We start from the raw sequence: 24,131 nt of genomic DNA on the forward strand, positions 1-24,131 counted from the left end.
TCTTTTAGTCAATTTTCTTTTTCCTCCTCTTGATTTCTTCTTGAATTTCAAGGGCGGTATCATAATCTTCTTCTTTAACGGCATCATCCAGCAACTTCTGAAGTTCTTCCATAGAAAGGGATTTTAAGTTATCTTCAGTCTGGACTGTTTCTGAAAAAGTCTGCTCTTCTCTTGATACATCTTCCAGCTCCAATAAGATTCCGGCCTCATTTAAAACCTGCTGTGTGGTAAAGATAGGTGCATCGAATCTTACAGCCATAGCCACAGCATCAGAAGTTCTTGCATCAAGGATCAGTTCTTCTTCAGTTGCTTTATTTTTAAAGTTGATATTTGAAAAGAATACCCCATCTACAATCTGGTAAATGATTACAGAAACCAACTCATAATTGGTTGAAACGATAAATTTTGAGAATAAGTCGTGGGTAAGTGGCCGCGGTGGATGGATGTCTTTTTCCAGTCCAAGAGAGATAGATTGAGCTTCGAAATTTCCTATAACAACAGGTAATTTTATGTGTGTTTCCTCATGCTCCAGTAACAATGCGTACGCCCCAGATTGGGTCTGACTGTACGATATTCCGCGAATAATTAGCTGCTTATAATCCATAGCTACAAATATAGATTAATTTTTTGTTGTGATTTCACTTTTTTAGACAAAAATAAAAGCCCGGAAAGCCGAGCTTTTATTGTACTGTATGTGATTGTCAATGGTCAATCGTGAATTTTGCGTTGCAAGTGAATGATTAAAAATTAACTAACAAAGCGAATTGACTATTCACCATTAAATTTTATCCTTTAATTGCCTTAATTTTCTCTGTTAGAGCAGGAATAATCTGGAAAGCATCTCCTACTACTCCATAATCAGCAGACTTGAAGAATGGTGCTTCAGGATCACTATTGATTACTACAATCGTTTTTGAAGAGTTTACTCCAGCTAAATGCTGAATTGCTCCAGAAATACCCACAGCAATGTAAAGGTTCGGAGAAATTGCTTTCCCAGTTTGCCCTACGTGTTCTGTGTGAGGTCTCCATCCAATGTCAGAAACCGGCTTAGAACAAGCTGTAGCAGCTCCTAACACATTGGCTAAATCTTCGATCATTCCCCAGTTTTCAGGACCTTTCATCCCTCTACCTGCAGAAACAACAACTTCAGCTTCCTTAAGATCCAGTTTACCTGAACTTTGTTCGTGAGAAATTACTTTAGTATCTTCATTAGCTACTGATAAGTTCTTCACTTCTTCTGAACCTGAAACAGCGTTTTCTTTAACACCAAAAGCATTTTGAGAAACAGTAACAATGACTCCGTTTCCTTCAGCTTTTGCATGCATAAAACCTTTTCCTGAGAAAGCTCTTCTCTTCACCTGGAATGGAGAAAGGCTTTCCGGAGCTTCCAATACATTAGTAATTAAAGAGTAATTCTTCATTACGGCTAACATTGGTGCTACTGAAGAAGCATCTGTAGTGTGAGGAAAAACGATAATATTTCCGTCAGCTACTTCACTTACAGCCTGTGCAAATGCTTTTGCTGAGAAGTTTTTAAGACCTTCGTCTTTGATATTGATAACGTTTGATGCTCCATATTTGTATAATAAATCTGAAGAATCAGTAGGGTTTACAGAGATTGCCGTAACGGTATCTCCTGCTTTATCTGCAACAGCTTTAGCATAAGAAACTGCTTCAAAAGCTGCTTTTTTGTAAACTCCATTTATATTTTCTGCGTATACGAATACTGCCATTTTCTTAAATTTAAAGATTAAAAATTAAAGGATTAGGATTAGATCACTTTAGCTTCTTCGTGAAGTAATCTTACCAATTCATCCAGATTGTCCGGAGAAACCATTTTCACAGCAGCTCTTGGTGGAACGCTGTCATAAGATACTCCCTGAACTTTAACTTCTGAAGAAGTAGGCTCTACCACCTGCAAAGGTTTTGTTCTTGCAGACATAATTCCTCTCATATTTGGAATAATAAGATCTTTTTCGTCTACCAACCCTTTCTGACCTGCAATAATTGCCGGTAACTTAACTGAAATAGTTTCTTTACCGCCTTCTATTTCTCTTACTGCAGTAGCTTCACTTCCGTTTACATCTAATCCTACAGATGCATTTACGAAAGGCTGATTCAATAATTGAGCAACCATTCCTGGTACAGAACCCCCGTTATAATCAATAGATTCTTTACCACAAAGGATCAAATCATATCCTCCGTTTTGTGCTACAGCAGCAATTTCTTTTGCTGTAGAATAGCTATCCTTTGGATCAAGGTTTACTCTTACTGCATCATTAGCACCAATTGCTAATGCTTTTCTGATTACAGGTTCTGTAGCAGCATCCCCTACGTTGATTACTGTTACAGTTGCTCCCTGAGATTCCTGAAGTTTAACCGCTTTTGTTAGCGCAAATTCATCTAGCGGGTTGATTACCCACTGAATTCCGTTTTTGTCGAAAGCAGATTTATCTGCTGTAAAGTTAATTTTGGAAGTAGTATCCGGAACACTACTAATACAAACTAATATTTTCATGTGTACTATTTTATTTTTTCTCTTTTAGGCATAAAATCATGACAGTTTATGCAGAGATTTTGTTTGAATTAATTTTTGCTAATATAAATAAAAAATATATTATGCATGCATAATACTTATTAAATTATTATTCAATACATCAGAAGTACTTATTTACCTGGATTTGTTGCTCTAAACTCAATTTTACTAGGCAAAACTCTTGAATTCATCTTTAAAATATCCAATACAAGATTCCCCATATCTTCAGGTTGAATCTTCCAGTTATCTTTTTCTGAAGGTTTATTTCCATTAAAATAAGTAGCCACTGACCCTGGCATAATTACAGTAGATTTGATATTGTATTTTCTTAAATCGATCATAGCAGCCTGGGTAAACCCTACCACTCCAAACTTTGAAGCATTATAACCTGTCCCGTTTTCAAAGAAATTAGCGCCTGCAAGACTTGAAATAGTAATATAGTATCCTTCTGTTTTTTTTAGTTCTTCTACTGAAGCTTTTAAAGTATAAAAAACACCGGTAAGATTGGTTTCTATCATATCATTCCATTCTTCTGCAGACAGCTCATCTACAGGCTTAAATATGCCCAGTCCAGCGTTGGCAATCACATAATCTAATCTCCCAAATTTTTCAATAACACATTGTACTGCTTCGGTTTCGCTTTCCAGGCTTCTCACATCAGAAACAACTCCCAAAACATTAGGTGAATATTGCTTAAGTTCATCTTCAGCTCTCATGACATCTTCTTTCTGCCTTCCCGAAAATGCTACTGAAATTCCATTTTCAAGCAAAATCTTAGCAATTCCAAAACCTACTCCTTTGGTTCCTCCTGTTATATATGCTGTTTTATGTTTTAACATCCTGTTTAAAATTTATTTCTCTAAAATAACAAAAACGCTCCAATTGGAGCGTTTTACTGATACTAACATTTATCAGGTATTATTTTTTAATAAATTTCTCGGTAGTTTTACCTTCTTTTGTTTCAATGTTGATAATATAACTTCCCGGATTCAGGTTTTTAGTATTTACTTTATCTCCATCTAGATCGGCTGATACTTTTCTTCCGCTGATATCATAGATTTCAATTCCGTTTACTTTTTCTTTAGATTTAATATTAAGAACATCAGATACAGGATTTGGGTAAACAGACGACGCTGAAGAAGCTTTTTTGGATACTTCAGAAGTGGCTAACGTTCCTGTTGTAGTTACTTTAAAATCATCGATTAACAGAGCAAACTGGTCATCTGATACACATTGTATGGCAAAATAAACAGCCTGTCCAGAGTAAGCATCTAAATTAAAAGTATGCTGATTCCATTCTACAACAGACGGTGTTACTATCGTACTTGCATTAAGTTTTGTAAAACTTGTGGTCTGTGTATCTGTTGTTGAAACATAAACATTAAACTTTTCTGCACCATATAATTCATTTATTGATTTAGCCCAAAAGCTTACATTATTCCCGCTAGATCCTAAAGTAAATTTAGGACTAATTAACCAGTCATTATTCACTAGAGGAGCTGGGCTTGACACATCAAAACAAGCCATCACTTTGTTTCCTGTTTTTGCATTAAACTGAGTTGCAGTAGCAGCAGGAGCCGGCACAATACCAGCTTTGTTAAAAACTATAAAAGCTTTAGGTATTTGTTGATTTGGAAAAGTTGCTAAATTAATAGTATAGGATTGTTTTCCATCTAAATCTCTTAAAGTCCAGTTACCTACTGTTCCTGTTGTATAGGCAAAATCCGTGTAAGTTTCAAAACTGTCTTCAAAAATTGTTGTTTGTGCATTTAAAGAGGCTAATCCTAAAAATGCGCTCAATAGTAAAATTCTTCTCATGTTAAATTATTTTTCTTAAATATACTAAATAAGACCAAAAACCAACAATTAATCAACAATAAAAACGATAATTCAACAAATAACTAACAAAAACACAATAAAAATAACATAATGATTAATACTTTAAATTATTCGATTTAAAACAAAATTTAAAAAATGTTATAAAAAAAACACTCGTAATTGTAAAACGTATCATTTTTATAAATTTTATTTTTTTACACTAACATCTCAATATACCCCCATAAAAAAGCACAAAATCAATGAATAAAATTCAAAAATATGATTTCATATCAACAAAAAAACACCCCAAAGTGACGTTTTACTAATTAAAATTCACTTAAGAGTTATTTTTTAATAAATTTTTTAGTGAAATTTTGTCCCTCTGTCTCTATATTAAGCAAATAAGTTCCAGAAGATAACTCCCTTACATCTATTTTATCCCCGTTCAGTGTTATGTTTATCTTTTTTCCTGTGAGATCATAAACTTCAATACGTTTTATACGGTCTGAAGTATTTATTTTTATAATATCTACCGCTGGGTTGGGGTATACTGTTAGTGCTTTAACATTCGCTTTTATTTCTTTTACAGACAGTGCCAATTCTTCATTTATCTTAATATTATCAAAATAAGCCATTCCCAGCCCATTATTGTGTACAAACCGCAATTGATCCATTGTATTAGAATTTGTATTGGCTTCAGTGTAAAACAAGATATCATTCAGATAATATCTGATTTCCATTGCTGTCCCTACAACCTTTATTCTATACCATTGATTGGGAGACCATAATCCAGAAGTAGCAACCATATTCTGGGGATTAATTCCTTTATTTAAAACGTTTATTATTCCTGTATTATCAAAATCAACCCTTACAAACGTTTGCTCATTCATATTATTTACTCCCTGGAATCCAAACACTGATCCGCTGAACTGTGACATATTAATATCAAATGAAACTGAAAAGTTGGAGCTGATAAGTGGAGCTGCAAGATTATAAAATCCTCCAATAATAGGTTCTGTCTGGACTCCATACATAGATTCCCTGACAATTTTCAGCGCGCTGCTTCCATCAGTGGCAATATCCGTACTGATCGTCTGATGGATAACATTTTCAGGATTTCCTCCTGTAGGAGTACTGATCCACATGCCCTGTCCGTGAATATTTCCGATCATAAATCCTTCGTTATCTTCAAAGGAAATCGTTTGTTGCGCAAAGAAGAATACTGCCAATAAGGAGCATGCAATTGAGTAAATTTTTTTCATTGGTTTTCAAGTTTGGAATAAAAATATAAACTTTCCTTGAATAGTGAAATAATTATCTACAAATAAAAAATAAAGCTCTTATTATCAATGAATTTAACTTATTATTAACTGTATTTTATTATTATTCTAATTAAATTCAAAATAAAGTTTTTTCAAAAAAATCTTTTTTTAAGAATTATTTTTCATCTCAATTCATTGACCAATAGCATATAAAAAGAAATAAGGCACTTCCAAGAAGTGCCTTATCTGAATATCATAGGGTTCAATATTTATTTTGAATAATTTTCAAAAAACAATGGAATACTTTCAATTCCTTTATAGAAATTAAATAATCCATAGTGCTCGTTTGGAGAGTGGATCGCATCAGAATCTAATCCGAAGCCCATCAATACTGATTTAGCTCCTAAAACCTTCTCAAACATAGAGGTAATTGGAATACTTCCTCCACTTCTATATGGTAATACTTCTTTACCAAATGCAGTTTCCATAGCTTTTTTAGCTGCTAAGAACTCTTTGGTATCGCTTTGTAGTACGTAAGGCATTCCTCCGTGATGCGGTGTTACTTTTACCTTTACCGTATCAGGAGCAATTTTTTCGAAATATTTTGTAAATTTTTCTGTAATTTCTTCAGGAGTCTGGTAAGGAACCAAACGCATTGAAATTTTAGCAAAAGCTTTGGAAGGAATTACTGTTTTAGCTCCTTCTCCAGTATATCCACCCCAAATACCATTACAGTCTAAAGTAGGACGAATAGAAGCTCTTTCTAGAGTTGTATATCCTTTCTCTCCTTCAATATTGCTTAATCCGATTGACTTTTTGAATTCTTCAGGATTATCCTTCAGTTTATTCATTTCTGTTCTGTCTGCATCAGATACAATCTCAACATTATCGTAGAATCCATCAATTGTAATATGACCATCTTCATCGATAAGATTAGCAATCATTCTTGACAATACATGGATCGGGTTTGGAACTGCTCCACCGTAAAGCCCTGAGTGCAGGTCTCTGTTTGGTCCCTCCACTTCTACTTCTACATAACTTAACCCTCTCAATCCTGTGGTTACAGTTGGTTGCTCGTTGCTATAGATATGTGTATCCGAAATCAAAATACAATCACAAGATAGTTTTTCTTTGTTTTCGTTCACAAAGTCACCTAAACTTACAGATCCTACTTCTTCTTCACCTTCCAGAATAAATTTAACGTTACAAGGAAGCGTATTTGTTTTCATCATTGCTTCAAATGCTTTCAGGTGCATAAAGAATTGTCCTTTATCATCTGCAGCTCCTCTTGCGAAGATGGCTCCGTCTGGGTGAAGTTCAGTTTTCTCAATATAAGGTTCGAAAGGTGGTTTTCTCCATAATTCTAGTGGATCTGCCGGCTGTACGTCATAATGACCATAAACTAAAACCGTTGGCAAGTTTGCATCTATAATTTTTTCTCCGAAAACGATAGGGTACCCTTTAGTTTCACATATTTCAACATGATCTGCTCCTGCATTTCTAAGGTATTCTGCGCACACATCCGCACACTTCAATACATCATCTTTATATGCCGGATCTGCAGAAATAGAAGGGATTCTCAATAACTCAAATAATTCATCCACGAAACGCTGTTTGTTTTCGTTAATGTAATTTAATGTCTCTTGCATTGTAAAATTTTATTTTGTTAAAATTAAAAAAAATGCACCGCTGGACCAAGTAAAAACACAGGATTTTCTAAAGAAAAAGATTATTTCCTGATGATTGCTCCACCAGTCATTTTTAAAAATAAAAAATGCCCTGTTTGGGACAGAGCATTTTTATATTGTATACTAATTAATTAGTGTCCAGCTTTTGGAGCCTCTTCTTTTGTTTCAGCAGGCTTTGTAGCAGCAGTACTATCTGTTTTAGGGGCTGCAGCTTCAGGCTTTGCAGTTTCTTCTTTGTGTTCAGCAGCAGCCTCATGTGTACCATGAGCTTCTCCACCCTGTGCATCATCAGAATATCTTTCTACTCCTTCTTCAAGCTTTAAAGTACCTTTATTTCCACCAGCCGATACTTTTTTACAGCTTACAGCTACTGTTGCAATGGCTAAACATATAACTAATTTTTTCATATGTAAAATTTATTTTTTTAATGTCATATGGAACCGCACTATTTCATTCTATTTGAATATCTAAACAGTGAGCGATTTCATGCTCTAATTTTTAATTGCCCAAAATTAAGAAATCCTGTTTCTTTTGGCAACATTTTTACACTGATTTTAAAATAATTTTCCCTTTTTTTGATTGTGTAAAAATAAGGTAATCATTTCCACCATCTTTCAGCCCATATTTCTTTTTGATTTCATCAGGTTTTAACGGGTAGTTTTTTGAAATGATATTATATTGACCTTTCTTTTTAATCTTTTTAGAATCAATAGCTTCCATTTCAAAAACTCTTCCAGGAAAATCTAAAACCCTTTCAGGAGATGTATAAATATGAGTATTGGGATGCAGTTTTTTAATCTCAAATTTTTCAGTAATTAAATTAAAAATTCCAGCTTTTAAAATGGTATTATTAGGAATATAAATGAATTTTTCAGGTTCAGAATACTCCGATTGGGCAATTTCTTCTGCCCCAAACATGAAACTAAAAGCAGATTCTTCACTTTCAAGATTCATACAGTTGCAAATAATCTCATTTTTATTTTCCTCAGATAAGAAAACCACCACCTCTTTTACGTCATTTTTAAGTGCGATAATATCAATCCTGAAGATATTGGGCAAAACAGAGACAAGATACTTCAGATCAATTAATGGAGATAATTTAATTATTACCTGATCTGATATTGACAATAATTTTTTCTGAATTTCAAGAATATTTGGGGAAAGATCCTCCAAGAGAAATACTTTATTTTTATTTTGATCTCTTCGGGCCGGATCCAGATAAATTGTGTCAAATCTTTCCTGATTTTCGTTCAAAAAATCTTCCAGTTCCCGATTGATAAACCTAGCTTTCTTTCCAAGAGCAGTCCAATTGTGTTCAACGATCTTTAAAAGCTCTGTATTTTGCTCTATTAAAGTAATATCTTCAAAGTTTTGAGATAGATAATAAGCATCTATTCCAAAACCGCTGGTTAAATCAATAAATTTTTTGCCTTTTAAAATCTTGGATTTATAAAGAGCGGTCTTTTCAGAGGATGACTGCTCCATATTAAGTTGTGGAGGGAAGATAATACCCTCTTTCAATAGGAATGGAAACTTTTTTTCTGCTATTTGTTTCCCTTTGATTTGCTGAACAATCTCCTGCATAGAAACCTCCGGAAACGGAGATTTTTTCAATAACAATGAGTGCAGATCTGTTTTTAGATTTGCATTGATATAGTTTTGAACGTCCTGTTTTAATATTATATTTCCCACAGATCTCACAAATTACACTGATTCTTTTTGACTTTAGTTAATATTTCCGTTTATTTTTCGAATAATATTTTTATCAATATAATCTGTATTAAAATTGACTAAGATTCCTAATTTAAGATTAGTCAATTTTAAATAAGTTAGCAGTTGTTTGTGATGAACACTAGCTATTTCTGGGATTGATTTTATTTCGATAATTACCTTATCTTCTACGATTATATCTGCTATAAAACTTGAGTCAATAATTATATCTTTAAATTTTATTGGAATAGAAACTTGTGTTTTAACACTTAAGCCATTATTTTCAAGTTCATAAGCCAAAACTTTTTCATAAACTTTCTCCAACAGACCGGGTCCCAATTCATTATATACAGAAAAAATAGATTTTCTGATATAAAAACTAATCTCATTTTCATTCATTTGTATTATGTTTAAATTTCACAGTTTTTATCTGTAAAATCTGTGTTATCTGAGAAATCTGTGGGAAATATCTAAGTGTTATTCAAACATTCCTGCCCAACGAACGGCTTTTATTTCTTTTTCGTTATATAGATCATTAATTGACTTTTTAACGTCTAATTTTGGATACAAATTAACTCCGATCAGCTTTATTTTCCCCTCTTCGATCCATTGTTGTTCTTCAATAGCGTGGTCATAAATCTTCTTCTGAACTACGCCCTGCTTTAAAAGCTCAAGATAGCCTCCTGCTTCTTCCATTTCAACAAATAAAGCCCATGACTTGTCTGCAATCTGTTGAGTGATATCTTCAACATAATAGCTTCCGTTAGCAGCATCTTCAAATACATTGATGATACTTTCATACGCCAATACAATCTGTTGTTTGAAAGAGATCTCTTCAGAGTTATCCGTATTTCTGTCAACAAGATAATTGTTTGTAAAAACAGCGTCTGCTCCGCCAATCATTGCTGAAGCAAGCTCCAATGTAGAGCGGATCAGATTGTTTTCATTATCAGAAACAGCCTTATTTCTAAGAGAGGTCTCAGCAAAAATATAAGGAACTTCATCCAATCCATATTCTTTGGAAAACTGGTTAAAAACCATTTTAAAGGCTCTTAATTTTGCCATTTCGAAGAAATAATTCCCTCCTACAGCAATTTTGAAGATTAATTGGTTGAGAATTTCAGCTCCATATACTTCTACCAGTTCTTTTGTTTTGGCTAAAGCAATCCCTAATTGTTGATAGATGGCTGCTCCTGCATTCTGATGCAATGAAATATCTACACAAATGCTTCTCTTGAAACCTTTTGCTAATAATTCTTTTGTCAGCTGATCGTCAATGGTTGCATTTTTTTCATTAAAAACATCAATCAATGAAAAATATTGATCCTCTTCCTCTGGGCTAATGTGCCCTGCAAGATCTTTATTGTTAACAAATATGGTCTTCTCATCCAAATGTTCCACATTCTGATCAAGTAGAAATGCAAATACTTCTTCTTCCAGACTTTCATGATATCTGGCTACCAAATGGGTACTTTCTTCAACTTTTGGTAAGTTTACCAAAGGCTTTTTAACCTGTGTATAAAAAGGTCTTACTTCTATTCCTTCCAGATTTTCCTTTTCCAGAATAGGATAAATATCCTCTGTTTTAAGTTGTTTCTTTACTAAATTTTCCCAGTTTGGAAGTGTAGCTGTATTTGACATTAGTTTTGTTTAAATTGTGAATCGTCAATGATTAATTTTGCTCCGCCAGTGAATGGTGCCCATCAAACAATCCTAATTGGCCATTCACTATTGACACTTTTACCATTCTTTTATTTCTTAGCGACTTTTGTACTGTCAACCACCAAAATGAAAATTTCTTCATTCGGTTTCTTCATAAAATAATTTTCTCTTGCGTATTTCTCTTTTTCTGATTTGTTGTTCATCAGTTTTTTATAAAAAGCATCATTCTTTTCGTATTCTTTTTTGTAATAGTCGAGTTGCTCTTCATATTTATGAATCTCCCCATTCAGTTCATTAATTACGAGAAATGAGGTTTTGTCGAAGAAAATCATCCATACCAAAAACAGACAGATCGTAATGGTATACTTATTCAACACATATTTTTGGATAAGTTTGAATGTTTCAGATTTCGGCTGAATGTCTTTGATAAGATTATTTTCTTCCATTTTTTTTAATGTTTTTTCAACGAGTTCTTAATAACGGTAGTTAAAAAATCAATTGCTACGGAATTCTGCTTCATATTTGGGATAATAAGATCGGCATCATTTTTAGATGGCTCTATGAATTCCTGGTGCATTGGTTTTAAAGTGGTCTGATAGCGGTGTAATACTTCGCTCAAATCTCTTCCTCTTTCCTGAGTATCTCTCCTGATCCTCCTGATCAGCCTTTCATCAGAATCTGCATGAACAAAAACCTTCAGGTCAAATTCTTTGAGTAATTCTTTGTTGGTAAGAACCAAAATTCCTTCTACTACCAATACATTCTTAGGTTCTACAGTTACGTGATCTCCTGTTCTGGAATGCGTTACAAAGCTATAAATTGGCTGTTCTATCGGCTCGTTATTTTTTAAAGCTTTTACGTGTTTTATCAATAGTTCAAAATCTATTGACTTCGGATGGTCATAATTTAGAGCCTCTCTTTCTGTCAATGTAAGACCTTGGTTGTCGTGATAATAATTATCCTGAGAAAGGATATTCATTCCTTCGATATCAAGCTGTTGAAGTATCTTATCAACAACTGTAGTTTTGCCAGATCCTGTTCCACCGGCAATTCCTATTACAAGCATTGTTTTTTGTTTCTTTATAGTTGGTACAAATATACTATTTTAGATAAAATGTAGCAATGTAAGAGTATTGAGAAATTAAAAGATTAGAACGTTTAAAAATTACAAGTTTTTTATGAAGCTCTTCCCTTTTATCATTTATAATTGTTGCAGGTCTTTCAGCTCATGATTTAATAAAAAAAACCGACAAGTTATTTGTCGGTTTTTATTTTATACGATTTCACTTGTTAATTCGCGTGAAAGTAATTTTTCGTGCATAGGCTTCAAAAGATCCAATGAGCCTGTTTTTACAGTACATTTGCCCTTATAATGGACAAGAATTGTACATTGCTCTGCCTGTTCTAACGTATGTTTGCATATTTCAATCAGGCTGTCGATTACATAATCAAAAGTGTGAACATCATCGTTATGCAATACTAATTTGTAGACATCATCCGTATCATCCAGTACAAGAACTTCTTCTTCATACTGGCGTTTCGGATCTTCATAATCCTTTATCGTATTATAAAAATTCATTCTTAGTTATTTTAAACTTCACCAATCTTTTCTGCTAAACTATCAATAGCATTAGGTTCCTGATATATCAATTCAACAAGTTCTACACTCTTATTATTCATTTTCAGGATTTTGAAGTGATAATCATCTAAATTGAACTCCTGATTTTCTTCAGGAATTTCTTCCAGTTCATAAAGAATAAACCCGGCCAGCGAGTTGTATTCACTTTCTTCTGAAAGAGGGAGTTTCTTAGGCAAAAATTCATTGATCTCTTCCAAAGGCTGAGTAGCTTGTACCCAATAGGTATTATCCGCTATTTTATCAACAATCTTTTCTTCGTCATCTTCTTCATCCTGGATTTCTCCCACAAGCTCTTCTAGAATATCTTCCAGAGTAATAATTCCTTCAGTTCCACCAAATTCGTCAATAACGACGGCAATGTGTTGTTTTTTCAATTGGAAAGTTTTCAATAAGTCTGAAACTTTCTTACTTCCTACTACGAAAAAGGCATCACGCATTAAATCTTTAAGGTCCTCATGATCCAGATCTCCTTTTCTTTTAACAAATTCTCTTATAATTTCCTTGGTATAGAAAATTCCGATTACATTGTCTATAGAATCAATATATACAGGGATACGTGAATACCCACTATCCATAATCTTATTGATGATATCGTTCACATCTTCTTCAAAATCGATGGAAGTAATATTCTGTCTTGGAACCATGATTTGTTTCGCAGAGTGATCTGTAAAATCAAAGGCATTTTTAATGATCTCATAGTTCTCCTCTTCAATTTCACCACTGTCTGCACTTTGCTTTACCAAAAGCTGAAGTTCTTCTGTGGAGTGGATTTCCTGTTCCGAAGCCGGGTGAATTTTGATTAGTCTTAAGAAACCGTTTGACATAAGATTCATTAACCAGATAAATGGCTTGAAAATAGTATAAAAAACTCTCAGTGGCACTGCTGTTGCCATAGTAGTTGCTTCTGATTTCCTGATGGCTATCGATTTAGGAATAAGTTCACCAAATACAATATGCATAACAGTAATCAGTACAAAACTGGTCGCTACCGAAATAGTAGTTATTGTTGTCTGAGTTAAATTAACGTTCAAAGACGTAAAAATATTTTCAAAAATATGATGCAGTGCGCTTTCTCCTACCCATCCAAGGGCAAGCGATGCCAATGTAATACCTAATTGTGTAGCGGAAAGATATTCATCAAGATGTTTGATGATATGTTCTGCCTGTTTAGCCATAGAATCACCTTCTGCGGCTTTTATTTGGATTTGTGAGTAACGAACTTTAACAATTGAAAATTCTGCGGCTACGAAGAAGCCATTTAGTAAAACAAGAAATAAGGCCAGCAAAAGCCTGACTATGTCCGAGTCCATTTAGAAGTTGTATAAATTTTATTAGGTACAAAGATATGCAAAATAAAAATAACCTGAATCCAGGATAGATTATTTCAATAAGGGAATTTTTGAAAGAAAATTTAACTTCTTAAAACCTATCTATTTCGGAACAAAAAAAATAATTGGACACACTTTACATTTTCATATAAAGGAATCAATTTTGGATACTTAATTGCTTTTTTCAATCTTTAGAAATAAAAAAAGCATCGATTAATCGATGCTTTTGATAGTATGTTAAAATAATTCTTTATGAATTTTTCAAAGCTTCTGCTCCGGAAACAATTTCCAAAATTTCGTTGGTAATTGCAGCCTGTCTTGCTTTGTTGTAGAAGATCTTCAGATCATTTCTAAGCGCTTCTGCGTTGTCTGTTGCTTTGTGCATTGCAGTCATTCTCGCTCCGTGCTCAGAGGCTACTGAATCTAAGATCGCTTTAAAAACCTGAGTCTTGATTGATTTTGGAATCAAATTATCAAGAATCTCTGCTCTATTAGGTTCAAAGATATAATCTGTTTCAACCTGTGGCTCTGTAGTTTCAGGCATTGAGATTGGAAGAAGTTGTTCTGTAGTTACTTCTTGAGTGGCAGCGTTAACGAATTTGTTATAAATAACGTAAACTTCGTCAAATTTACCTTCTTTGAAGCTTGTCATTACCCCTTCTGTAATATGAGCAACTGCATCAAAGCTCAAATTATCATAAACAGAACTTCCATTAGTATATACTGAACGATTTCTTCTTACAGCATCATATACTTTTTTACCTACAGGAAGAACTTCAATCTCGTACTGAGAATTGTTCTGAAACTGAAGATTAAGCTCTTTTACAATTGAAGAGTTAAAAGCCCCCGCAAGACCTCTGTTTGAAGTAACAGCGATGAAAAGTATTCTTTTAACCTCTCTTTTCTGAGCATATACAGAAATCTGATCAGGATCTGAGCTAGAATTTACATTCTGGATAAGCTCCTGTAATTTTTCAGAATAAGGTCTTAACATTACGATTGCGTCCTGTGCTTTTTTAAGTTTCGCAGCGGAAACCATTTTCATAGCACGTGTAATCTGCATCGTAGATGAAATTGACGTAATTCTGCCTCGTATTTCTTTTAAGTTTGCCATTAATTTGGGTTCAAAGTTTAAGGTCTAAAGTTTAAGGCTTAAAATGCTATGTTTTTAAACCTTAAACATTGAATTTTTTTAGTTGTATTTAGAAGCTAAATCATTAGCTGCCTGCTTAAGAACGCTTGTAATATCGTTATCGATTTTCCCAGCCTTAATTGCAGCCATTGTATCAGGGTGCTTAGATCTTAGGAACTCGATATATTCGTGTTGGAATTCTTTAATCTTGTTCAATGGAACGTTTCTCATTAAGTTTTCTGTTCCAGCATATACGATTGCTACCTGACTGTCTACAGGAAGCGGTGCATTTACCGGCTGCTTAAGGATTTCTACGTTTCTTTCTCCTTTAGAGATTACTGCTAAAGTAGAAGCATCAAGGTCAGAACCAAATTTAGCAAACGCTTCTAGTTCTTTATATTGAGCCTGGTCTAATTTTAGAGTACCAGATACTTTTTTCATTGATTTGATCTGAGCGTTACCTCCTACTCTCGATACAGAGATACCTACGTTGATCGCTGGACGAACCCCTGAGTTGAATAGATCAGACTCCAAGAAGATCTGTCCGTCAGTAATAGAGATTACGTTAGTTGGGATATACGCAGAAACGTCACCTGCCTGAGTTTCAATGATTGGAAGAGCAGTTAATGAACCACCTCCTTTCACGATTGGCTTAAGAGACTCTGGTAAGTCATTCATTTGCTTAGCAATGTTATCATCAGCGATTACTTTTGCAGCTCTTTCCAATAGTCTTGAGTGAAGATAGAAAACGTCTCCAGGGTAAGCTTCACGGCCCGGTGGTCTTCTTAATAGTAGAGAAAGCTCACGGTAAGCAACAGCTTGTTTAGATAAATCATCATAAACGATCAATGCTGGTCTACCAGTGTCTCTGAAGAACTCACCGATAGAAGCTCCTGCCATTGCAGAATATACCTGCATTGGAACTGGATCTGATGCATTAGCTGCAACGATTACAGTATAAGCTAAAGCTCCTTTATCAGAAAGGGTTTTAACGATTTGTGCTACAGTAGAAGCTTTCTGACCGATTGCAACATATATACAATATACAGGCTTACCTGCATCAAAGAATTCTTTTTGGTTGATGATCGTATCAATCGCAACAGTAGTTTTACCTGTTTGTCTGTCACCAATGATAAGCTCTCTTTGTCCTCTTCCTACAGGAATCATCGCATCAATTGCTACGATACCTGACTGTAAAGGTTCAGTTACCGGCTGTCTGAAGATAACTCCAGGAGCTTTTCTTTCTAATGGCATTTCGTATAAATCTCCTGTGATAGGACCTTTACCATCGATAGGGTTACCAAGAGTATCTACTACTCTTCCTAACATTCCTTCTCCTACTTTGATAGAAGAGATTCTGTTTGTTCTTCTTACTGTATCCCCTTCTTTTACTAATTTACTTTCACCCAATAGAGCAACACCTACGTTGTCTTCTTCAAGGTTAAGTACAATACCTTCTACATCACTAGAAAATTTCACCAACTCTCCGTATTGTACGTTTTCTAACCCGTATACACGAGCAATACCATCACCGATGGTTAAAACTGTACCTACTTCCTCAACGTTTGATTGAGTATCGAAGTTGGCCAATTGCTGTTTTAAGATCGCAGATACTTCTGCCGGATTTATTTCTGCCATTGTATGGTTGTTTTTCTTAATTTAATTGGAAATCTTTTTTAACTTGGTTCAATTTGGTCTTTACAGACGCGTCTACCTGCTGGTCTCCCACTCTTAGGATATATCCACCTAAAATATCCTGGTTGATATTTACTTTCAAATCGAAGTTTGAATTGGCATTCACCAAGTTGGTAGATCTTAGGATCTGATCAATATTCTCTTTAGAAAGCTGAGTTGCTGTTGTAAGCGTTACTCTCTGTACTCCGTTGATATCTTCAACTTTGTTGATGAATTCCTGAGCGATATTTTTCAATTGGTTCTCACGTCCATGTTTAATAACCAATCTGATCAAATTCTGGGAAGATGCTGATAAACCTTTGAAAATTTCGTTTGCTACCTCTATTTTCTTTTTTGCATCAATGTAAGGTGTAAGGAAGAACTTGTTTAAATCTTTAGATTCAATCATAATCTTCACTACATCTTTCATTTCAGAAAACACGGCAGCTGTCTGACCTGATTCATTCGTGAAATCAAGTAAACCCTGTGCGTATCTTTTCGCTACTTTAGATGTAAGCATTCTTAGTTAAGGTTAGATTTGTTGATATAATTTTGAACTAATTCGTTTTGAGCTTCTGTATTATCTAACTTTTGTTTTAAGATAGACTCTGCAATGTTTACAGATAAAGCACCGATCTGAGTTTTGATGTCTGCCATTGCAGCATTTTTCTCAGCGTTGATTGTTTGCTTAGCAGCTTCGATAAGTTTGTCTCCTTCAGCTTTAGCAACATCTTTAGCTTCACCTACGATTCTGTCTTTAATTTCTCTGGCTTCTTTAAGGATAGCATCTCTTTCGATTTTAGCTTCACGAATGATTCTTTCGTTGTCAGCTTTAAGATCTTCCATCTCTTTTTTAGCCAATTTAGCTTGGTTTAATGCATCAATGATAGAAGTTTCTCTTTCATTAACAGCATTTACAATTGGTTTCCAAGCGAATTTAGCTAGAAGAAATAATAGGATAACAAAAGTAAGGGTCATCCAAAACAAAAGTCCAATTCCAGGTTCAATAATTCCCATATCTGTAAATTCTTTTTTTAAATGTTATTTTATGGATCGTTTTTTTAAAAGATTCTTAGCAGCAGCCAACCGCTTTACTGCTAAGAATGTTTTTTGAGGATAGATTACTTGATGAAAGCACCAAAGATGATCGCGATAAGACCAGCTCCTTCAATAAGACCAGCAGCGATAAGCATTGCTCCTTGAATCTTACCAGCTTGTTCTGGTTGTCTAGCGATAGCGTCCATTGCGTGACCACCGATTTTACCGATACCTAGACCTACACCTAGTACTGCTAAACCGATACCTACGTAAATTAATCCTGCTCCTGTTGATAAATCCATAATAAATAAATTATATTAGTTAAAAAATTATTTTAAATTCTTTCTTTTAATTAGTGAGCGTGCTCTTCGTGACCGTGCTCATGTTCATGCTCTGCAACTGCGATTCCGATAAATAATGCGGATAATACAGTGAAGATGTATGCTTGCAATGCTGCTACCAATAATTCCAATACTGAAACAAATAATGCTAATGGTACAGATGCAAATCCTAATAATGGAGTTTTGAAAATGAAGATCAATGAAACGATCGCCAAGATCATAATGTGTCCCGCCGTAACGTTAGCGAAAAGTCGCATCATTAAAGCGAAAGGCTTTGTGAAGATTCCGATAATCTCGATTGGAACCATAATTGGATACAATAAGATTGGAACTGGTGGCATAAAGATGTGTTTCCAGTAATCTTTATTCGCACTGAATAATGTAATTAACAATGTAATAATAGCTAATACCGCTGTGATTGCAATGTTACCTGTAAGGTTTGCCCCGAAAGGAAAGAAAGGTATCAATCCAAATAGGTTGTTAATCCAGATAAAGAAAAATGCAGTTAATAAATAAGGCATGTATCTTTTATATTTAACAGACCCGATATTTGGAATAGCCACCTCGTCTCTGATAAATACAATCACCGGCTCCATTAATTTTCCAATACCTTTTGGAAGTTGTGATTTTTTATAGTTTCTTGCCATTCCTATGAACACTACTGCCATAAAAATTACTGACAAGAACATTGAAGCTGCGTTTTTTGTTACTGAAAGATCAAAAAACACTTCGTTTGATTTTTGCTTTCCACTGATAATTGAAAATAATGTAGCTTTTTCAACTCCTTTAGTAGAAACTACCTGTCCGTGCTCTAAAGTATACCCATCATGTTCGTGTCCGTGAGCAATACTGCTAGAAAGAAAAGTATGCCATCCTTCATTATCTTTAATAATAACAGGCAAAGGGATAGAAACGTGATGTTCTTCACCACTTTCATCTTTTGTAGTCCATAAATGCCATTCATTAGAATCACCAATGTGCTCCATGATCATAGTGGTCGCATTGAAGCCGTCTTTCACTTCTTTGTTCTCTACTTTTTCCGCTGATACTTCTCCTTCTGATTCGTGTTGAGCTGCAGCTAAACTGCTTATAAACACAAATAAAAATGCGAAAAATAATGAAGAAATTTTTCTGTTCATATCTCTTTTTTAATCGTGTGCAAATATATCGATTTTATTAAACTTTACCAATACTAAAAATTGATTTTTATCATCAAAAAAATCAAGACTTATTAATGAGTTTTATTATAGGTAAATAAATAAGGAATGATGCGATGAGAAAACAGATCACTATAAAGAGAAAATTAGCTTTAGTCTTGTCTATAATTATTAAAGACACAATAAGCCAGATCAGATCCTTAGACAGGTTAATGACAAGAAATTTCATTCCTGCATCCTGTTTACCGTACAAATACTTTTTAAATATTATATATACTATTATATTAAGTAATGATATTAATAATACAATAATGAAACTATCAAGAAAATTCATGCTGCAAAAATAGGATTATAATTTTTGAAACAAAACTATTCTGAGTTCTTCTATGCATTAGAGGCCGGAAGCAGAAAAAAAGGATGAAGGTTATATTGTATTTTAATATCTAAGGAAAACTTTCTTCTCTTACTTCCCCACCTTCGTTGGATCTTTTTATAAAACATCTAAGATGATCTAAATAGCCCATAAAACAGCCTTCTTTTATATTATCGGCCTCAAAAACGTCCCTTCTACCCGCCTCCAGCTTCCAACTTTAATCAAATCCTTATAATATTAAGTCTATCATACTCAGGTTTCTTAAAAATTCCTTATTTTTGCAAACCTATAATTTACAATAAATATGTTTAATAGTTTACAGGATAAATTAGACAAGGCATTACATAATATTTCCGGACGTGGAAAAATTACCGAAATCAATGTAGCGGAAACCGTAAAGGAAATCCGTAGAGCATTGGTGGATGCCGACGTTAACTATAAAGTTGCAAAGGATCTTACTAAAAGAGTTCAGGATAAAGCTTTAGGCGAAAATGTTCTTACTTCCCTTACTCCGGGACAGTTGATGACGAAAATCGTTCATGATGAGCTTGTGGATTTGATGGGAGGTTCTCAGGAAGGAATTAATCTTTCAGGAAAACCATCTGTTATCCTTATTGCAGGTCTCCAGGGTTCTGGTAAGACTACTTTCTCCGGAAAACTTGCTAATTATTTACAAACAAAAAGAAATAAAAAGCCTCTTTTGGTAGCATGTGATGTTTACCGTCCTGCCGCGATTGACCAGCTAAAAGTATTAGGAGGACAGATCAATGTTCCTGTTTATACTGAAGAAGGAGCTACCAACCCTTCTACTATTGCTGAAAATGCAATCAACTTTGCAAAGGCTAACAATCACGATGTAGTGATCGTAGATACCGCAGGTCGTTTAGCAATTGATGAGCAGATGATGAACGAGATCAAGTCTGTACATTACTTCATCAAGCCACAGGAAACCCTTTTCGTAGTGGATTCCATGACAGGTCAGGATGCCGTAAATACTGCAAAAGCATTTAACGATGCATTGAACTTTGACGGAGTTGTTCTAACCAAATTAGATGGTGATACAAGAGGGGGTGCTGCATTAACGATCCGTTCTGTGGTTGAAAAACCTATCAAGTTCATTTCTACAGGAGAGAAAATGGAAGCCCTTGATCTTTTCTACCCGGAAAGGATGGCCGACAGAATCCTAGGAATGGGAGACGTTGTTTCCTTAGTAGAAAGAGCGCAGGAGCAGTTTGATGAAGAAGAAGCTAAAAAACTTCACAAGAAAATCGCTAAAAATGAGTTTGGTTTTGATGATTTCTTAAAGCAGATCAACCAGATCAAGAAGATGGGTAATATGAAAGACCTTATGGGAATGATTCCTGGGGTTGGAAAGGCTATCAAGGATGTAGAGATCAGTGATGATGCATTTAAGCACATTGAAGCGATCATCTACTCTATGACCCCGGAAGAAAGAAGAAAACCGTCTATCATCAATACTCAGAGAAAAAATAGAATTGCAAGAGGTGCAGGAAGAAAAATTGAGGACGTCAACCAATTGATGAAGCAATTTGATCAGATGGGCAAAATGATGAAGATGATGCAGGGACCTCAAGGAAAGCAAATGATGCAGATGATGAGCAAAATGCCGAATATGCCTGGAATGGGTGGAATGTTTGGGAAATAATTCAAGAACAATCTTATCAAAATAAAATCCGACTCAAAATTGAGTCGGATTTTTTGTTCTTTTATCTTTAAACAAATTGATTATTTATCAGATTTCTGAGCTTTCCCTTTGATAAAATAAGAGAAACCAACGTTAACCCCGAAAGTTTTAATATTCGTTTTAACATCGGTATTCATAATAGTTTCCTTATTAGAAAACTGGTCATAAGAAATACCTAAATTGACTCCTAAAGACGAAGTAGCCATATAAGTTACCCCTCCTTTTACTTTCCATGCCAAACCATCTGTAGTAACCTCTGTATCTCGCATTAATAAAGGATCAAGCCCTTCATTATTGATGTCTTTATAAAAAGAGTACTTTGTTTTATTGGATGCATATCCAATCCCTGCTCCTAAGAATGGTACAAACTTAGTAGAATTAGTAAAATAATAAGTAGCTGTAGGCATTACAGAAAACGTAGAATTTACAGATTTAAGGCCTTGATATTTAGTTGTAGTATTTACATATCCTAAGTCAATACCAACCGCTAATTTATCAATAACGAAATATCCTACAGAAGGAGTAATTGAGAATGTATTTACTTTTGGACCGTCAGTAGACTTCCCTCCTACTTTTACAGTAGTTGTATTGTTATTAAAACCCATTCCTGTGTTTCCACTGATTACCCAATCCCCTTTAGTCATTTGAGCATTAGAAAGTCCAAAAAGTGCTACAGCACCTGCTAATAATAGCTTTTTCATGATTATTAATTGAATTATTAAAATTTATATCCTACCCCTAATTGCAAGAAGTTCATTTTTAGTTTTTCACCATCCATAGGGTTTTTGATCATATTAGTAAGACCAAAACTATAACGAGCATCTACAAACAATCCTTTATAAACGGTATAATCTGCTCCTAAGAATAAACCAAATTCAGTAGATTTAAGACCATCATCAAAGGTTTTTTCAAGATATTTCTCTCCTTCATTTAAAGCAGCCTGATTAGAAGGTGCTCCACTAACTTCCATTTTAACTTTTGTATTGGTTCTGAAGCTCACATATGGACCCGCATAAAGCCCTAGTTCCGGTGTAGCATAATATCTTGCAGACACAGGAATTACAATTCTGTTAAAGTTAAGCTTTTCTGTTACCGTAACACCATACGCTTTAACCACTGCTTTACCTCCCAAATTTGCATATTCAACTTCTCCCTGTATTGCAAACTTATTATTGAATTTATGTTCTACCAATCCTCCCACATAGAAGCCGGATTTTGACTCCATACTCGCTTTGATTCCTTCAATTTCAAAATTATCATCATTGGAATTCAAAGTTGATAAAGCATAACCTGCCTTTACTCCAAATTTTGTTTGTGCATGAAGCCCTGCAAATAAAGCAATTGCAGATGCTAATAAGATTTTTTTCATGATTATTATATATTTTAATAGTATAAGGTAAAAAAGCCCTAAGATAATAATCCTAGGGCTCTATAGCTATATGCTTTGTTTATTATTTTGCAAATACATATTTAACTCCGAAAGTTACAGCCTTCAAGTTTAAACCGAAGTCATAATTGTTAACTCTCTTAGCTCCGTCAACATCTACTTTAGAAGTATTGTATCCGAATTCACCGATAGTAGCTTCGATAGTCCAGTTTTTGTTTAAGAAATAATCTAAACCTGGCTTAACGTTAACACCAATTGAAGTGTAGTTATTTTTAGTAGAAACAGAAGTAACAGTTGTGCTTCCCGCGTTTGTTGTTGTAGAAGTACCTTCTACTTTATTTTGACCAAACTCCATAGGAACTTCTAATTGACCGAAGATATATAATTTGTCAGCTAAAGTCCAGTACTTTCTTACGAAAGGAGCTACAACAAATGCTGGCTTAGATGTTTCAATTTCAGTTACAGTTGCTCCACTTGGGCTTGTAGTTGTGTCAGTATTTTTACCGTTTTTATAACCTAAACCTAAACCTACTGCCAAGTTCGTGTTTACGAAATAACCTACAGTTGGAAGAACCTTAATACTTTCTACTTTACTGTTATCGTTATTATCTTCTGTTTGAGAATAACTAACTTGTCCTGATAAATATGTAGTTCCTTTAGCAATCTGAGCGTTTGATAAACCAAAAAGTGCAACAGCACCCGCTAATAATACTTTTTTCATTTTAAAAATTTTTAATACTTTCTGAGGACAAATTTACAGTCGTATCCACTAATATTAAAATTTGTTAATGTGATTAATATCATTGTTAAAATTTAAGGTATTATAAAAATAAATCATATCCAAGAGAGTCTTTTGGGTTTTTCACAATATTATGAATAAAAAATTCACAATTCCTTAACCAGAGCTTAATATGTTTAGGTTTTGAAATTTATATATTTTCTTAAAATCATCATAATTTGGGAAAACACAGCTAAAACACTCTTGTTAAAATGTTAATTTTTAAGGAATTAACTCTTAAAACTCAAACAAATGTTTATAATTTAAAACCAATTTCGGCCTTTCAAAGTGATATAATAGAGATGCATATAGTCAGGATTCTGTGATCTTTAAATGACGGCCAATAAAAAACTCTGGCCTTTGACCAGAGTTTCTTATGTTTATTTCAGTACGTTCTTATTTAATAAAGAAGTTGTATCCTAAGTTAACAGCACCAATGTTCCAGCTGTCTCTGTACCAACCGTAGTCACGTCTGTTGCTTACAGACTGATATCCTATGTACAATTCTCCTTTAGACATCTGATATCCAAATTTAGGTTGCGCATAAAAACCACCATCTATACCATCTTTTGTAGAAATGCCATATCCTAGGTCTAACCCTACGAAGATAGGAGCTCCTTTAAATTTATATTTACCGGAAACTGCTACAGGAATAAATCCAAAATCATCAAAATGATCTTTTCCAAAGAAATGAGAGTATCCTGTTGCTACCCCAAGGTCAAATCCTTTAGCAATATTCCACATATAAGCTCCGTCTACCCCTAGTGTAAATGAAGATACATTGCTTGCATCAGATACAGGCACCCCAATATGTCCGCCTAATTTTAAACCTTCCTGCGCTTGAGCAGCACCTCCTAAAAGCGCAAAAGCACCTACTAATAATAGCTTTTTCATTTTATAAGT

26 protein-coding genes are annotated in these 24,131 nt (G+C 34.3%); 1 reads left to right on the forward strand and 25 read right to left on the reverse strand.

The window, feature by feature from the left end:
* Positions 1-4 precede the first annotated feature (4 nt).
* From EL260_RS14690 to atpB, 21 genes are all read right to left on the reverse strand, one after another.
* Complete coding sequence (locus EL260_RS14690) at positions 5-604, reverse strand: bifunctional nuclease family protein (RefSeq protein WP_123856062.1); 600 nt, start codon at positions 602-604, stop codon at positions 5-7.
* Positions 605-785: 181 nt separating this feature from the next.
* Positions 786-1,733 carry an electron transfer flavoprotein subunit alpha/FixB family protein gene (locus EL260_RS14695; protein WP_123856063.1) on the reverse strand — a complete coding sequence of 316 codons (948 nt, stop codon included), beginning with the start codon at positions 1,731-1,733 and terminating at the stop codon, positions 786-788.
* 38 nt (positions 1,734-1,771) lie between these two features.
* Positions 1,772-2,518, reverse strand: coding sequence for an electron transfer flavoprotein subunit beta/FixA family protein (locus EL260_RS14700; RefSeq protein ID WP_065398045.1), 747 nt, complete (start codon positions 2,516-2,518; stop codon positions 1,772-1,774).
* 149 nt (positions 2,519-2,667) lie between these two features.
* Complete coding sequence (locus EL260_RS14705) at positions 2,668-3,375, reverse strand: SDR family oxidoreductase (protein ID WP_123856064.1); 708 nt, start codon at positions 3,373-3,375, stop codon at positions 2,668-2,670.
* A 79-nt stretch (positions 3,376-3,454) separates the two neighbouring features.
* On the reverse strand, positions 3,455-4,354 hold the full coding sequence (locus tag EL260_RS14710; RefSeq protein ID WP_123856065.1) for a T9SS-dependent choice-of-anchor J family protein: 900 nt from the start codon (positions 4,352-4,354) through the stop codon (positions 3,455-3,457).
* A 344-nt stretch (positions 4,355-4,698) separates the two neighbouring features.
* Positions 4,699-5,616: a T9SS type A sorting domain-containing protein gene (locus EL260_RS14715; protein ID WP_123856066.1), complete on the reverse strand. Its 918-nt coding sequence runs from the start codon at positions 5,614-5,616 to the stop codon at positions 4,699-4,701.
* Between the two features lie 269 nt (positions 5,617-5,885).
* Positions 5,886-7,265: a dipeptidase gene (locus EL260_RS14720; protein ID WP_123856067.1), complete on the reverse strand. Its 1,380-nt coding sequence runs from the start codon at positions 7,263-7,265 to the stop codon at positions 5,886-5,888.
* Between the two features lie 170 nt (positions 7,266-7,435).
* On the reverse strand, positions 7,436-7,711 hold the full coding sequence (locus tag EL260_RS14725) for a hypothetical protein (RefSeq protein WP_123856068.1): 276 nt from the start codon (positions 7,709-7,711) through the stop codon (positions 7,436-7,438).
* Between the two features lie 136 nt (positions 7,712-7,847).
* The gene (locus EL260_RS14730) at positions 7,848-8,996 is read right to left on the reverse strand and encodes a class I SAM-dependent methyltransferase (RefSeq protein ID WP_123856069.1); all 1,149 of its coding nucleotides are present in this window, start codon (positions 8,994-8,996) and stop codon (positions 7,848-7,850) included.
* A 33-nt stretch (positions 8,997-9,029) separates the two neighbouring features.
* Positions 9,030-9,413 (reverse strand): GxxExxY protein, encoded by a 384-nt coding sequence (locus tag EL260_RS14735; RefSeq protein WP_123856070.1) that lies wholly within the window; start codon positions 9,411-9,413, stop codon positions 9,030-9,032.
* Positions 9,414-9,491: 78 nt separating this feature from the next.
* Positions 9,492-10,655: a methylmalonyl-CoA mutase family protein gene (locus EL260_RS14740; RefSeq protein WP_123856071.1), complete on the reverse strand. Its 1,164-nt coding sequence runs from the start codon at positions 10,653-10,655 to the stop codon at positions 9,492-9,494.
* A gap of 110 nt (positions 10,656-10,765) precedes the next feature.
* Positions 10,766-11,122 (reverse strand): FtsB family cell division protein, encoded by a 357-nt coding sequence (locus EL260_RS14745; protein ID WP_002979124.1) that lies wholly within the window; start codon positions 11,120-11,122, stop codon positions 10,766-10,768.
* 5 nt (positions 11,123-11,127) lie between these two features.
* The gene (gene udk, locus EL260_RS14750) at positions 11,128-11,742 is read right to left on the reverse strand and encodes a uridine kinase (RefSeq protein WP_045497309.1); all 615 of its coding nucleotides are present in this window, start codon (positions 11,740-11,742) and stop codon (positions 11,128-11,130) included.
* Positions 11,743-11,949: 207 nt separating this feature from the next.
* On the reverse strand, positions 11,950-12,255 hold the full coding sequence (locus tag EL260_RS14755) for an ATP-dependent Clp protease adaptor ClpS (protein ID WP_123856072.1): 306 nt from the start codon (positions 12,253-12,255) through the stop codon (positions 11,950-11,952).
* An 11-nt stretch (positions 12,256-12,266) separates the two neighbouring features.
* Positions 12,267-13,625 (reverse strand): hemolysin family protein, encoded by a 1,359-nt coding sequence (locus tag EL260_RS14760; protein ID WP_123856073.1) that lies wholly within the window; start codon positions 13,623-13,625, stop codon positions 12,267-12,269.
* Positions 13,626-13,893: 268 nt separating this feature from the next.
* On the reverse strand, positions 13,894-14,757 hold the full coding sequence (gene atpG, locus EL260_RS14765) for an ATP synthase F1 subunit gamma (RefSeq protein WP_123856074.1): 864 nt from the start codon (positions 14,755-14,757) through the stop codon (positions 13,894-13,896).
* Between the two features lie 78 nt (positions 14,758-14,835).
* Entirely contained in the window at positions 14,836-16,413 is a 1,578-nt protein-coding gene (gene atpA, locus EL260_RS14770; RefSeq protein WP_123856075.1) for a F0F1 ATP synthase subunit alpha, read from the reverse strand.
* A gap of 16 nt (positions 16,414-16,429) precedes the next feature.
* Complete coding sequence (gene atpH / locus EL260_RS14775) at positions 16,430-16,969, reverse strand: ATP synthase F1 subunit delta (protein WP_065394237.1); 540 nt, start codon at positions 16,967-16,969, stop codon at positions 16,430-16,432.
* Positions 16,970-16,971: 2 nt separating this feature from the next.
* Positions 16,972-17,466 (reverse strand): F0F1 ATP synthase subunit B, encoded by a 495-nt coding sequence (locus EL260_RS14780; RefSeq protein ID WP_115973782.1) that lies wholly within the window; start codon positions 17,464-17,466, stop codon positions 16,972-16,974.
* 104 nt (positions 17,467-17,570) lie between these two features.
* Entirely contained in the window at positions 17,571-17,789 is a 219-nt protein-coding gene (locus tag EL260_RS14785; RefSeq protein ID WP_007844726.1) for an ATP synthase F0 subunit C, read from the reverse strand.
* A gap of 50 nt (positions 17,790-17,839) precedes the next feature.
* Positions 17,840-18,967 (reverse strand): F0F1 ATP synthase subunit A, encoded by a 1,128-nt coding sequence (gene atpB / locus EL260_RS14790; RefSeq protein WP_123856076.1) that lies wholly within the window; start codon positions 18,965-18,967, stop codon positions 17,840-17,842.
* 695 nt (positions 18,968-19,662) lie between these two features.
* Here atpB and ffh point away from each other — a divergent pair.
* Positions 19,663-21,024: a signal recognition particle protein gene (gene ffh, locus EL260_RS14795; protein WP_123856077.1), complete on the forward strand. Its 1,362-nt coding sequence runs from the start codon at positions 19,663-19,665 to the stop codon at positions 21,022-21,024.
* Between the two features lie 80 nt (positions 21,025-21,104).
* Here the strand turns inward: ffh and EL260_RS14800 are convergent, their stop codons facing one another.
* The 4 genes from EL260_RS14800 to EL260_RS14815 all read right to left on the reverse strand — a co-directional run bounded on the left by EL260_RS14800 (position 21,105) and on the right by EL260_RS14815 (position 24,122).
* Complete coding sequence (locus EL260_RS14800; RefSeq protein ID WP_123856078.1) at positions 21,105-21,764, reverse strand: OmpW family outer membrane protein; 660 nt, start codon at positions 21,762-21,764, stop codon at positions 21,105-21,107.
* Between the two features lie 17 nt (positions 21,765-21,781).
* Positions 21,782-22,432 (reverse strand): porin family protein, encoded by a 651-nt coding sequence (locus EL260_RS14805; protein ID WP_123856079.1) that lies wholly within the window; start codon positions 22,430-22,432, stop codon positions 21,782-21,784.
* Between the two features lie 82 nt (positions 22,433-22,514).
* A complete protein-coding gene (locus EL260_RS14810; RefSeq protein WP_123856080.1) occupies positions 22,515-23,171 on the reverse strand; it encodes an outer membrane beta-barrel protein in 657 nt (218 codons plus the stop codon).
* 453 nt (positions 23,172-23,624) lie between these two features.
* On the reverse strand, positions 23,625-24,122 hold the full coding sequence (locus EL260_RS14815; RefSeq protein ID WP_123856081.1) for a hypothetical protein: 498 nt from the start codon (positions 24,120-24,122) through the stop codon (positions 23,625-23,627).
* Positions 24,123-24,131: the final 9 nt, after the last annotated feature.

Origin of the sequence: Chryseobacterium nakagawai, from assembly GCF_900637665.1 — a bacterium.
Lineage (GTDB): Bacteria > Bacteroidota > Bacteroidia > Flavobacteriales > Weeksellaceae > Chryseobacterium > Chryseobacterium nakagawai.